This is a genomic window from Salarchaeum sp. III (assembly GCF_036418315.1).
In the GTDB taxonomy this organism is placed as follows: domain Archaea; phylum Halobacteriota; class Halobacteria; order Halobacteriales; family Halobacteriaceae; genus Salarchaeum.
Window position 1 is genome coordinate 50,276 of record NZ_JAZHPG010000019.1, and the last position, 12,181, is coordinate 62,456.

15 protein-coding genes and 2 pseudogenes are annotated in these 12,181 nt (G+C 61.0%); 13 read left to right on the forward strand and 4 right to left on the reverse strand.

The annotated features are described in order from the left end of the window. The first annotated feature begins 18 nt into the window (after positions 1 to 18). The 5 genes from U3A55_RS03685 (at position 19) to U3A55_RS03705 (ending at position 3,846) form a co-directional block, all read left to right on the forward strand. Positions 19 to 357 (forward strand): thioredoxin family protein, encoded by a 339-nt coding sequence (locus U3A55_RS03685; RefSeq protein WP_330990157.1) that lies wholly within the window; start codon positions 19 to 21, stop codon positions 355 to 357. Between the two features lie 15 nt (positions 358 to 372). Then, positions 373 to 1,491 carry an aminotransferase class V-fold PLP-dependent enzyme gene (locus tag U3A55_RS03690; protein WP_330990158.1) on the forward strand — a complete coding sequence of 373 codons (1,119 nt, stop codon included), beginning with the start codon at positions 373 to 375 and terminating at the stop codon, positions 1,489 to 1,491. Positions 1,492 to 1,709: 218 nt separating this feature from the next. Continuing rightward, positions 1,710 to 2,069 carry a thioredoxin gene (trxA, locus tag U3A55_RS03695; RefSeq protein WP_279530239.1) on the forward strand — a complete coding sequence of 120 codons (360 nt, stop codon included), beginning with the start codon at positions 1,710 to 1,712 and terminating at the stop codon, positions 2,067 to 2,069. Continuing rightward, on the forward strand, positions 2,070 to 3,095 hold the full coding sequence (locus tag U3A55_RS03700; RefSeq protein ID WP_330990159.1) for an NAD(P)/FAD-dependent oxidoreductase: 1,026 nt from the start codon (positions 2,070 to 2,072) through the stop codon (positions 3,093 to 3,095). Between the two features lie 157 nt (positions 3,096 to 3,252). Beyond that, positions 3,253 to 3,846 (forward strand): helix-turn-helix transcriptional regulator, encoded by a 594-nt coding sequence (locus tag U3A55_RS03705; protein WP_330990160.1) that lies wholly within the window; start codon positions 3,253 to 3,255, stop codon positions 3,844 to 3,846. Positions 3,847 to 3,924: 78 nt separating this feature from the next. Here U3A55_RS03705 and U3A55_RS03710 read toward each other — a convergent pair whose 3' ends face one another. Further along, a complete protein-coding gene (locus tag U3A55_RS03710; protein WP_330990161.1) occupies positions 3,925 to 4,668 on the reverse strand; it encodes a DUF4396 domain-containing protein in 744 nt (247 codons plus the stop codon). 324 nt (positions 4,669 to 4,992) lie between these two features. On the opposite strand from U3A55_RS03710, the gene U3A55_RS03715 reads away from it, so the two are divergent. From U3A55_RS03715 to U3A55_RS03740, 6 genes are all read left to right on the forward strand, one after another. Then, a complete protein-coding gene (locus U3A55_RS03715) occupies positions 4,993 to 5,289 on the forward strand; it encodes a hypothetical protein (RefSeq protein WP_330990162.1) in 297 nt (98 codons plus the stop codon). Positions 5,290 to 5,350: 61 nt separating this feature from the next. After that, the gene (locus U3A55_RS03720; protein WP_230892622.1) at positions 5,351 to 5,704 is read left to right on the forward strand and encodes an SHOCT domain-containing protein; all 354 of its coding nucleotides are present in this window, start codon (positions 5,351 to 5,353) and stop codon (positions 5,702 to 5,704) included. A gap of 93 nt (positions 5,705 to 5,797) precedes the next feature. After that, positions 5,798 to 6,214 carry a DUF302 domain-containing protein gene (locus U3A55_RS03725; RefSeq protein WP_330990163.1) on the forward strand — a complete coding sequence of 139 codons (417 nt, stop codon included), beginning with the start codon at positions 5,798 to 5,800 and terminating at the stop codon, positions 6,212 to 6,214. A 3-nt stretch (positions 6,215 to 6,217) separates the two neighbouring features. Next, positions 6,218 to 6,571: an SHOCT domain-containing protein gene (locus U3A55_RS03730; protein WP_330990164.1), complete on the forward strand. Its 354-nt coding sequence runs from the start codon at positions 6,218 to 6,220 to the stop codon at positions 6,569 to 6,571. 123 nt (positions 6,572 to 6,694) lie between these two features. Beyond that, positions 6,695 to 7,003 carry a thioredoxin family protein gene (locus tag U3A55_RS03735; RefSeq protein WP_230892625.1) on the forward strand — a complete coding sequence of 103 codons (309 nt, stop codon included), beginning with the start codon at positions 6,695 to 6,697 and terminating at the stop codon, positions 7,001 to 7,003. A gap of 19 nt (positions 7,004 to 7,022) precedes the next feature. After that, on the forward strand, positions 7,023 to 7,757 hold the full coding sequence (locus tag U3A55_RS03740; RefSeq protein WP_330990165.1) for a plastocyanin/azurin family copper-binding protein: 735 nt from the start codon (positions 7,023 to 7,025) through the stop codon (positions 7,755 to 7,757). 43 nt (positions 7,758 to 7,800) lie between these two features. Here the strand turns inward: U3A55_RS03740 and U3A55_RS03745 are convergent. Next, positions 7,801 to 7,958: pseudogene (locus U3A55_RS03745) on the reverse strand (IS5/IS1182 family transposase); the annotation flags it as partial. Between the two features lie 94 nt (positions 7,959 to 8,052). On the opposite strand from U3A55_RS03745, the pseudogene U3A55_RS03750 reads away from it, so the two are divergent. Beyond that, a pseudogene (locus U3A55_RS03750) lies at positions 8,053 to 8,490 on the forward strand (hypothetical protein); the annotation flags it as partial. 319 nt (positions 8,491 to 8,809) lie between these two features. Here U3A55_RS03750 and U3A55_RS03755 read toward each other — a convergent pair. Both U3A55_RS03755 and U3A55_RS03760 read right to left on the reverse strand, forming a co-directional pair. Continuing rightward, complete coding sequence (locus U3A55_RS03755) at positions 8,810 to 11,092, reverse strand: heavy metal translocating P-type ATPase (protein WP_330990167.1); 2,283 nt, start codon at positions 11,090 to 11,092, stop codon at positions 8,810 to 8,812. A 148-nt stretch (positions 11,093 to 11,240) separates the two neighbouring features. Next, positions 11,241 to 11,438: a heavy-metal-associated domain-containing protein gene (locus U3A55_RS03760; RefSeq protein WP_157687662.1), complete on the reverse strand. Its 198-nt coding sequence runs from the start codon at positions 11,436 to 11,438 to the stop codon at positions 11,241 to 11,243. Between the two features lie 131 nt (positions 11,439 to 11,569). Between U3A55_RS03760 and U3A55_RS03765 the strand changes: the two genes are divergently transcribed. Then, positions 11,570 to 12,169: an AsnC family transcriptional regulator gene (locus U3A55_RS03765; RefSeq protein WP_157687661.1), complete on the forward strand. Its 600-nt coding sequence runs from the start codon at positions 11,570 to 11,572 to the stop codon at positions 12,167 to 12,169. Positions 12,170 to 12,181: the final 12 nt, after the last annotated feature.

Consider the following 12,181-nt stretch of genomic DNA (forward strand, 5'->3'; position numbering starts at 1 on the left):
AGTGCATAGAGTCTGTTAATGGCAACACAAACAGCGAAGACGGACAGCGTGGGTTCACTCGACGATGGCGACCTTGAGACGGCCGTCGAGGACAGCGGCGTCACTCTTGTCGAATTCTACACGGAGTGGTGTGGGACCTGCAAGCGGATGAAGCCGGTTCTCGAAACACTCGCGGAAGACACTGACGCGGCGATTCTGACGATCGACATCGAGTCGAATCTCGAAACGGCGATCGAGTTCGGTGCCCAGAGCACGCCCACGTTCGTCCTGTTCGCCGACGGGCAACCGGTGAAACAGCTTCGTGGCGGCCAGAACGAACAGACACTCCGCGACCTGATCGCCCGGTATCGGGACTGACTCACCGACAACGAGATGAACCCCAGAGAACTTCGCGCCGACACGCCCGCCCTGCACGACGACGTCTACCTGAACTTCGGCGCCCACGGACCGAGCCCGCGGTACGTCGTCGAAGCTGCTGACGAGTTCGTGCGGTCACACGAGTACGAGACGAATACTCGAAACGACCCCTACGAGGTTGCGTTCGACGAATACGACCGCGTACGGGAGCGTGTCGCCACCTTCGTCGGTGCGGACGACGACGAAATCGCACTCACGGAGAGCACCACCGCGGGCATCAACGCTATCGCGAACGCCATCGACTGGGAGCCCGGCGACACCGTCGTTCGAACCGACCTCGAGCACCCAGCCGGAACGCTTCCGTGGCAACGCTTGGAACAGCAGGGCGTCGACGTTCGAGTAGTCGAGACCAAAAACGGTCGAATCGATCTCGACGTCTTCGCCGAAGCCGTTGAGGATGCACGACTTGCGTGCTTCAGTGCGGTGACGTGGACACATGGCACCCGGTTGCCCGTCAGCGACCTCGTCGACATCGCCCACGAGGCGGGTGCGTTCGCGCTCGTCGACGCCGTGCAAGTGCCGGGACAGCTCCCGATGGACGTCGACGAATGGGGTGCTGACGCGGTCGCAGCAGCCGGCCACAAGTGGCTCTTGGGACTCTGGGGCGGTGGCTTCCTCTACGTCGACGGCGACGTCGCTGAATCGCTCACGCCCAACACGGTCGGTTACCGGAGCGTTGAGACACCGACGGCGGACCCCTACGAGTTCGCGGTCGGTGCTCGACGGTTCGAGGTCGGCTCGTCGAACCCCGCCCCTCACGTCGCCCTAGCCGAGGCGATTGATGCGATCGACGAGATCGGAATTGATCGCATCGCGGAGCGAATCCAGACCCTGGCCGGACGGCTCGTGGACGGCATCCCGGACGGTCAGCTCTACAGTCCCAATCCGCCCGAGTCGGGCCTCGTCACGATCGACGTCGACGATCCCGAATCGACGGTCGAACGACTGGCGACAGAGGGATTCGTCGTGCGCTCGCTCCCGAGCCCGAACGCGATCCGGGTATCCGTCCATGCAGTCAACACTCGGGAGGAGGTCGACGGATTGCTCGACGCGCTCGAATCGGAGTGGAACTGACGTCGAAGTGCGATGGGTTGTCCGCCCCACACGTTCACTATCTCTACAATTGTAGGGGCGAGTGTGAGTCCCGGCAGGACGAGTTCTAGCGCTTACGTGGGTGTTACGCCGGTTTCTATGCCTTGCTTGCTTCGTGGCCCCAGACTGCTCTTTGAATTGTGTGGAGTATTGTGGAAATTGAGCAAGACTTAATGGTCGGCAGTCCGTAGGGACAGGTGATGGCAACCGATACTGCAACCGACGCAGGCAGCACTCCTGCGAACGAACCGATCCACGTCGATAGCGCCGACGACCTCGATGCCCTCGTCAGTGAGCACAACGTCGTCCTGACGGACTTCTACGCCGACTGGTGTGGCCCCTGCCAGATGCTCGAGCCGACCGTCGAGACTATCGCCGCCGAGACCGCCGCGACGGTCGCGAAGGTCGACGTCGACGCGAACCAGCAACTCGCAAGCGCCTACGGCGTCCGCGGCGTCCCGACGCTCGTCCTGTTCGCCGACGGCGAGCAGGTCGAGGAGATCGTCGGCCTCCAGGGCGAAGACCAGCTCCGAACGCTCGTCGACTCCTACACGAACTAGATGAGCACGGACGTACACGACCTCGTCATCGCCGGCTCGGGAATCGCCGGCCTCTCGGCAGCGGTATACGCGGCCCGCGCCGACCTCGACCCCCTCGTCCTCGAGGGCGACGAGCCGGGCGGCCAGCTCACGCTGACGACCGACGTCGAGAACTACCTCGGCTTCCCCGACGGCGTCGGCGGCATGGAACTCGTCCAGCGCGGTAAAGAGCAGGCTGAGCAGTTCGGCGCTCAGTTCGAACACGGTCGCATCGAGGACGCGGCCCTCGACGGCAGGCCGTTCGAGCTATCGCTGTCGACCGGCGACACGATTCACACGCGCGCGCTGATCGTCGCGACCGGTGCGAGCGCGCGCTGGGTCGGCGCCGAGAACGAGGACGAGCTCATGGGGTATGGACTCTCGACGTGTGCGACCTGTGACGGCGCGTTCCACCGCGGCGACGACGTGCTCGTCATTGGTGGCGGCGACAGCGCCATGGAAGAGACGTTGTTCCTCGCGAAGTTCGCCGATTCCGTGACGGTCGTCCACCGCCGCGGGGAACTGCGTGCGTCCGAGATTATGGCCGACCGTGCTCGCGACCACGACGACGTCCAGTTCCGGTGGAACACGGAACTCGAAGCCATCCACGGCTCACAGGAAGAGGGCGTCACCGGTGCCACACTCGTCTCCCACCCCGATGGCTACCCTACGGAGAAGGTCGAGTCCGGGATCGATGTCGAGCGGGAGACCGTCGATGTTGGCGGCGTGTTCTACGCGGTGGGCCACACGCCGAACACGCGGTTCCTGGATGAGACTGCCGTCGAACGAGACGAAAGCGGCTACATCTTCACGCAGGCAGACGATGTCGGCCGCCCTACGGCCCGGACGACCGTCGAGGGCGTGTTCGCTGCCGGGGACGTCGCTGATCCCCGATACCGCCAGGCAATCACGTCCGCCGGAACTGGGAGCATGGCCGCACTCGACGCCGAAGAGTTCCTTGAGACGCTGCGCGAATCAGACGAGCTGACGGCGGCTGCGACCGCCTAACTGTTCACCCTTCTCAGGATCACTGAATGCCGGATCTCAGTTTCGACTATCGTATTCGGTTTCGCTGATTCTCCCCTCGGCTAATCACAACTGCTACACCGGTGTCTCCCCAACTCTCTGGCATGACCGAGTATCGTCCCGACACGGGGTGTGGGAGATGAATCGACGGCGGGCGGATGCAGTAGTCGGCTTCCTCGTCGCAGCCGTCGTGGTCATTGGCGGTGCGCTCAGCTGGGACGCGTATCAACAACAGCAGGCCTTCGAGCAGATGGGGTCGATGATGGGTACGTCCATGGGGGCGGTGCACGGCACGATTCCGCTCTGGTATGTGCTCGGAACCGTCCTCGTTACAGCTGCCATCGGTGGGGGGTATCTCCTGGTCCGAGACGACATCACTAGCACAAACCCCGGTGAGCGTGTACAGACAGAGAGACCGAACGTAGCGGGTTCCGAGAGCCCCGGTTCATCGGAGGAATCAACCCAGTTAGAGGGTGGCATCAATCCGGAGTCCCAACCGCAGGCTCGCGTATTAGACCTCCTCCCGGAGGACGAACGTCGCATCCTCAAGCCGATCCTCTCTTCGCCTGGCATTACGCAGATTGAACTCCGGGACCGCTCGGACTTCTCAAAGAGCAAGGTGAGCCAGACGGTGAGCGCCCTCGAAAAACGTGGCCTGTTGTACCGCGAGCGCCAGGGGCGGACCTACCGCATCTATCCGAGCGACGACCTGCAGCAGAATCAATCGCCCTAGCCACAGGTACAGCAACCCATACCCGTAGGAACCATCGGTCGACCGTGAGGTATCCCGGTACCGTATTGGGTAACGGTTCTAATCAGCGGCTTGTGCCTGTTCTGTCGACTGACTCTGCCCCATCTCGGCGGGGTTTTTCATCCCTTCTTTCACGCCGAAATAGACGAGAGCGGCGTTGACCGGGTACGCGAAGACGAATCCAACGGACAGTGAGAACGCCAGTGCCCCCCAGAACAGGAGGTCGGAGATGTGGGCCTGGCTGGCAATCAGGAGGTCCGTTCCGATGGCAGCGATCTCCATGATGGTGATGCTCGGCGTCTCGCTGTAGAGAGCGTCCAGCATCGCCTCGCCGAAGCCGACGCCCTCCTGCATCAACGGTCCGACGGTGAGTGCGTACCCGAACAGGTACGCGAGCGCGAACGTCCCGGCCGTGATGACGAGCGTGCTCTGGAGCGCGAGCAGCCCCGCGAGGAGCACGAACCCGAGGACTTCGCCAGCCCCACAGCCCGAGTAGCAGTGCGCGGTCGACCGGAAGCCACGCCGCCACAGCGAGTCAGTACTAATCTGGGTGCGACCGGAGTACCAGTAGACAGCGAGGCCGAACGGGCCGGAGTAGAGGACGACCAGCGTCCAGACGCCTTTCATCAGCGATGGCAGCGCCTGATTCCGCTCGCGGATGTCCCACAGGAGAGTGCCGACGGACGCGACGACGAACAGCGCCCAGACACCCATCACGAGCGGGTCTGACAGAATCGGTTTCATGACGTGACGAACCGGTGCGAGCGCGTGTTCGATCTGTGTGAGGAGTTCTTGGAGTGGCATACTCGAGGGAATGAGTGAACGATTGGAAGCTGTTGATACCGCCCGCCAACTGATGACTCGATACATCCCTAGTTGCGCGGGGATACTTTCGATAGTTGTGGCTAATATTCCGAAGTGTAGCGTGTCACTGATGCCGACTCTGGCAACCCAGCTACATTGGAGCGAGCCGACCCACATCTCCGGTGATTTCAGTGGATATGAACGATTCCAATCTTGAGAAACGATTAGAACGTCCTATACACCTTCTCGGACGTTCTCCTGTGCGAATTTACACCCATCGTGATAACTCCAGAGGAGTCCTACGACTACCCGAGGAGAAAGACGATGACCAACATCAAACTCGGCCGCTGGCTACTCGTGGCGCTTGCGATCCTCGGATTCGCGTTCGCCACCCCACTGGTCAGCGCCCACGGCACCGACACGACCGCAGATGACGCGCCCACTGACAATGCTACTGCCGATGACTGGGCGGCTTGGATGGAGGCGCAGATGACCGAGCACATGGGCCCGGGTAGCGTCGAGTGGATGGAGTCGCACATGGGTGGGACCGTCGACGAGATGGCCCAGGACATGGTTGACGACGACTACAACGGCGGGATGTACGGACAGGGCCACTGCTGATAGGCCCTGACCGTTTCGATCGCCTCGACCGAATACCGAAACACACCACCAATTCACAATCATGACGCAACTCACCACTACGCTCGGACGCACTGCTCGTCGATTCGCGCTACTCGCCGTCCCACTGCTGGTCGCAGCGACTGGAACAGCTGCTGCCCACGGCGGCGGGAGCTACGGCGGCGGCATGATGAGCGGTGGATGGGGCCTCTTCGGCGGCGCGATGGGGGTCTGGGGACTCCTCTGGATGGGGCTCCTCATCGCCGTTCCCATCTACCTCATCTATGCACTTCTCAACCGAGAAACCAACGGGGATGACGACGGGCCGCTCTCAGTTCTCCGCGAGCGATACGCCCGTGGCGAACTCTCTGACGACGAATTCGAGCACCGATGTGAACAGCTGGAACGTGCCGGATGAGCCATTCGGTGCCAGTTCCAACACGAATGACTCCATCCGTGACGACCGCTTCGGAACCCCACCCTTAAGTCAATCAACAGAGTACTATATTGTATGAAGTACACAATACAAACGTCCGTGTCCGGTGACTTTGACCAAGTAGTCGAGACAACGATCGACGAGCTCGAAGATGAAGGATTTGGCGTCCTCTGCGACATCGACGTCCAAGCGACGCTCGAGGAGAAACTCGGCGAGGAGTTTCGACAGTACCGCATCCTCGGTGCGTGCAACCCGGGGCTGGCACACGAGGGCCTGAACGAAGAGATCGAACTCGGCGCACTCCTCCCGTGTAACGTCATCGTCTACGAAACCGATGACAGCGAGGTCATAGTGAGTGCCGTCGACCCACAACAGCTCGTCGGCATCGCCGACAACGAGGCACTCGACTCGATCGCGAACGAGGTCCACGACCGGTTCGAGCGCGTTCTCGCCAGTGTCGCGGACGAACTCGAATCATCGACCGAGATCTAAGCCATGGCATCATCAAACCAACTGGACACCACAACCATCGTCCTCCTCATCCTCGGGGCGATCATCGTCCTCCCGTTGCTCACGATGGGGATGGGATTCGGCGGGATGATGGGGTACGGTGGAATGATGGGTGGATACGGGACGGCCAGCGGCTGGTGGCCACTCGTCAGGATGCTCGTCCAGCTGGTCTTCCTCCTCCTCCTGCTCGGTGGCGGATATCTCGTCTTCCGTCGCGTGACGGCATCGCAGTCGTCGCGGAATCCTGCAATGGAGGAGCTGCGTATGGCATACGCCCGCGGAGATCTCACCGAGGAAGAGTTCGAGACGCGTCGGAACAAGCTCGAACGCGCGGAGTGACGGTCCGACCACCAACTTCCGGCGTTACTCACGTCCGCCCCCTTGGAATCCGAAACCTGTGACCCTCACAGCTTTCGGATGTAAATAGAAATGTGCTAAAGGTACAAGACCATACTAGCTACTATGACGGAAGTTATCCTGTTCACGCAGGAGACCTGTGGAGCGTGCGCAACGCAACGAGAGAAAAACGAGGGGCTCGAAGATGCGTATCCGGGTGTCGAGTTCCGGGAGGTCGACATTCAGACCGATCTGGAGACGGCCGAGGAGTACGGTGTCCGAAAGACGCCAACGACGCTCGTGTATGCGAACGGGGAACAGACGGCCGAGTTCATCGGCATCGTCGACCGGGACGAATTGGAGGCTGCCATCGAGAGCGCCGGCCAGCAATCGCCCGGACTCGCGAACCGGCTCGCCAGCATCATCCGTGGATAACAGAAGCCAACCAGCTACAATGACAGACTACAGTAGACGCCAGTTCCTGGGAGCGCTCGGTGCTGGCACAGTCGCGAGTGCGGGATTCACCCACCCAGTCGCCGCACAGGAGACGCCCGTCGTGAAGATGGGCAACAACTACTTCGACCCGATCGGGCTCCACGTCGAACCTGGCACGACCGTCCGCTTCGAGATAGCAGCCGGAGCCCACTCGGCGACGGCCTATCCGGACCGCGTTCCCGCCGACGGCACCGCCTTCGACAGCGGGACCATCTCGCAGGGGAGCTTCGAGCACACGTTCGAGGCACCCGGCACGTACGACTATTACTGCATCCCGCACAAGACGGTCGGCATGGTCGGTCGCATCGTCGTTGGTAGCCCTGGCGGTCCAGCTGAAGACAGCCCGATCCCGGACGGCGAGGTCCCCGACAGCGAAACGATAGTCCAGAACGGCTCCGTCGCAGTCGGCTCGGACGTTGAGGGCAGCGGAAATACCGATGGCGGCATGATGGGTCCCGGCGGCGGCATGATGGGCGGATCGAGGGGCGGGTGGGGCGGTGTCCCCTTCATCGGCGGGGCACTCGGAATGCTGGGACTGATCGGTGGATTCTTCTACTGGGTACTGGGTCGAAGTGATGAATCTCCCGAGAGTCAGGATTCCGCGATGGACACCCTCCAGCGCCGGTACGCACAGGGCGAGATCGACGAGGAAGAATTCGAACGCCGGCGCGACCAGCTCACGTCGAATCGATGAAGTAGGTCGCTGACAAATATGACGGTATCCGACGATATCGGTGACTCCGAATGCGTGGTATCTCGATGTGTTCGTCGAAGAACGCCCTGTACGTCGTGTTCTTCCGAGCTTTGAGAAGAGGAGAACGATGTGCTGGTAGAGTGTGTACGTCATTTTGAGAACTTAGGAGTGACAAGTGATAGCTCGACGTGCCAAGTACATCGCTTGCTCAACGAACCGGAGCAACCGCGATTTCGGGAGGCTTCCATCCGGTTCGACGACCGGACGTACTGTAACTGCCTGAGGGTTTCAACAGAGCCATCGAACTGGCATCGCGATGCTGCAGTTCTGTATTGAGAGTGTGGACTCGGATTTTGCGATGCCACGAACACACATTGACGACGATACCTGGCGAGAGTGGGTCGACCCCTACATCGTCGACTCCAAGCGGCTCATCACGGTCCGGCGGAACAACCTCCGTTTCAAGCAACTCGAAGACCTGGATGTCGACCTCGTCGAACGGAAAGATGGGATCCAAATCCGATTAGCCGAATTCGAGCTGGATATGCACTGGCGAGAAGCCCTTTCGAAGTACGCTGGGCAGCATGAATCCCACTGTACGGACTTCGGACAGGCAGTTCTCGAACGAGCAGAACGGGACGATCTACTCGACCGTCAAGGACCAACGAAACAAGAGTTCATCACGTATCTGGAGAACGGACTGGTCGAACGGGACTTCAGAGAAATGTTCTGATCAGTCGCGAAGCTCGGCGACTGACTGACCAACCTCACGGACGTGTTCACTTCGCTCGAGGTCGAGTTCCTCGGCGAGGTAGTCAACCGTCTCTTCGAGGCTCATATTGGAAAGAAGTCCGTCAAGCGGTATAAACCTAGTGCTGACGCAGCAATGTAGCCCATCAGACGAGCGTCTGTGTATACCGAACTATGCACCCTTCGGAAAACTGTGGAACCGGTGACCGCGTAGCGATACCCACCGAAATTACGCAGTGTCGCCATTTGCTGTCCACCAACCGGACTCAATTGAAAGAAGCTCCGAAGCGTTCGGGAGCGTTTCAGTCTGCAGGTTGTGCGTCAGTCGCTGGTGTCCCGCCTGGAAGCTCGGGAATGGACAGGTCCACGCGGCGGAGCAGCTGGGCGTTGATCGCGACGATGACTGTACTCAACGACATCAAGAGCGCACCCACAGCGGGGGACAGCAGAATCCCGATCGGTGCCAACACGCCTGCTGCGAGCGGAATTGCGAACACGTTGTAGCCGGCCGCCCAGACGATGTTCTCCTGCATCTTCCGGTAGCTCGCCTTACTGAGCTTCACCAGCCGGACGACGTCCATCGGGTTGTTCTGGACGAGGATGACGTCGGCCGACTGGACCGCAACGTCGGTGCCGCTCCCGATCGCAATGCCGACGTCAGCTCGCGTCAGCGCCGGCGCGTCGTTCACACCATCGCCGACCATCCCCACGAGCTTCCCCTGGTCCTGGAGTTCCTGGACTTTCTCGTCTTTGTCTTCAGGGAGGACCTCCGCGAACACCGTGTCGATGCCCAGTTCGTCGGCGACGGCGTTGGCGACGTCCTGGGAGTCCCCCGTCAGCATCGCCACCTCGATACCCAGATCGTGGAGCGCGTCGACGACGCGGAAACTCTCCTCGCGGATCACGTCGGCCATCGCGAAGGCGGCGATTAGCTCTCCGTCACGAACGAGATACACCACTGTCTGGGCGTTCTGTCCGGCCTCGTCAGCGAAGCGCTGGAGATGGTCGGGGATCTCGCTATCGAGCTGGGTCAACAGGTTCGGCCCACCGACGTACACCTCGTTTCCGTCGACGTTTGCGCGAACCCCTCGGCCTTTGATCGCCTCGAAGGCGGTCGCGTCGGGAGTAGTTAGGTCTCGCTCGTCGGCGGCCTCGCGAATCGCTCGCGCGATCATGTGCTCGGAGTCGCTCTCGACGGCTGCCGCCAACCCGAGCGCGTCGTCCTCATCGACGCCGTCGACGGTCGCCATATCCACGACACCGTGTTCGCCCTCGGTGAGCGTCCCCGTCTTGTCGAAGATGATCGCGTCCAGGTTCCGCGCGTCCTCCATCGCGATGCCGTCGCGAACGAGCATCCCGTTGCGAGCGGCGAGCGACGTGTTGATCGCGACCACCAGGGGGATGGCGAGCCCGAGGGCGTGTGGACAGGCGATGACGAGCACCGTCACGACGCGTTCGATGACGGTCGCGTCGAACGAGACTGCGACCGTCCACGCAATCGCCGTCACGACTGCCGCCCCGAGGGCCACGTAGAACAGCCAGCCGGCCGCGCGGTCGGCCAACACTTGCGTCTTCGACTTGCTCTGCTGGGCCTCCTCGACCAGGCGCATGATGCCCGCGAGCGTCGTCTCCTCGCCCGTCGCACCGACGCGGACACGGAGGCTGCCGTCGCCGTTGATGGTGCCGCCGATGACCTCGTCGCCGGGTTCCTTCGAGACCGGTTTTGACTCGCCCGTGATCATCGACTCGTTGACGTCCGAATCACCCTCCTCGACGGTACCGTCAGCAGGGACACTCGCGCCCGGCCGGACGAGCACGAGGTCGCCTTCCGAGAGCTCCCGGACGGGAACCTCCTCGGTCTCCCCGTCGTCGGTAATACGCTCGGCGGTGTCTGGCATCAGTTTCGCCAGTTCGTCGACCGCGCTGGAGGCCCGCCGGACCGACCGCATCTCGATCCAGTGGCCGAGCAGCATGATGTCGATCAGCGTGACGAGTTCCCAGAAGAATGCCGACTGTGTGGGGAAAATCACGCTCGCGAGACTGTAGACGAACGCGACGGTGATCGCCATCGAGATCAACGTCATCATCCCCGGCGACCGGTCTTTCAGCTCCGGCACCGCCATCTGGAGGAACGGGACCCCACCGTACGCGAAGACGATGACGGCGAACACCGGGTTGATCCACTCGCTCCCCGGGAACGTGGGGACGGAGAAGCCGAGCCACTCCTGCAGCATTTCGCTGTACAGGAGGACGGGAACCGACAGGAGCATCGAGACGAAGAAGCGCCGTCGGAACATCTGCTCGTGGCCTTCGTGCATCCCTCCATGGCCCTCGCCGTGTCCCTCGTGGGAACCGTGGCCGTGCCCTTCGCCCTCGTGTCCGGCGTGTTCGTGCTGTTCGTGGGACGCCATCTCACCTGCCGCAGCAGGGTGAGCCTCCTCCTCCAGTAGCTCCTGTTCTACCCCTTCCTCGTCAGATTCCGCGACCGCTTCATCGTGGTCGCCGTGTTCGTGCTGGTGACTGGTGGTGTCCGGCTGGTCCTCTCCTCCCGGGGAATTCTCAGCTGTATCTTTGTGGTCGTCCATGGGTCATGTTCTCTTTTGAGGTGGTTCCGCCGGCTTCCTGAATCTTCGGCCCTGAAACCGTACAGCAGGGTCAAGGTGGGTAAACTCCGAAGAGAACGGTGGACCGTTCACCTAGGAGCGTGATGTGCTATCCCCAGAGCTACACTACTCAGGCGTGGGCAGTGTATCCGGCGTCTTCGACAGCCTCAACGAGGACCGAGGCGTCGGCGTCACCATCAACCTTCGCCTGTTCAGCTTCCCGGTCTGCGGTTGCGTCGGTCACACCAGGTACCTCTTGAAGCGTTTCTTCTACTGTCTGTTCACAGTGGCCACAGGTCATCCCCTCAACGCTGATGGTCGTCGTCATACGTATGAATGTATGTCCTCCTCCCTTTAGCGGATTTCTCCTTCGATAGGCTGGTATGAGGTTCGGTTTGACTTTAGAATCAAAATAGGGATTGTCGTGATCCTTTAGGTACTCGCCAACGGCGTGCTACTATGCGCGACTTGGACGAAACTGACCTCGAGATCATTCAGCTACTGATGTTGGACGCTCGTCGACCGTACAGTGAGATCGCAGATGTTGTAGACCTCTCAGCGCCAGCTGTGTCGGACCGAGTCGAACGGCTACAAGAGATGGGAATTATTAATCGATTCACGCTTGACGTCGATCGCTCACAGCTCCGAGGCGGAATTCCGGTCCTGATTACGCTCGATGTCGAATCAGCCAGCCATAGCGCTGCATCGATCAAAGACGATCTCATCGACGAAGGCGCCATCGAACACGTATTCACCACAGCCGAAGCTGATCTAGTCCTGTACGCCAGAGTTCCAGATACAGACATCGCAAGCTGGCTTGCGGATACCATCGATACTGGAGCAGTCGATGACTTTGAGGTAACCCTTCTCGCGGGCGCTAACTGGGCACCAGAATTGGGGGAAACGGAGTTCGCGCTCTCCTGCGCTCAGTGTGGAAATACAGTTGACAGTGAAGGAACAGCCACCCGCATCGATGGGGAGCTGTACCAGTTCTGTTGTCCATCGTGTGAGGCTCGGTTTGAGGAGAAGTACGAGCAACTCCGAGAAGAGGCTGACTGATTCGGGATTACG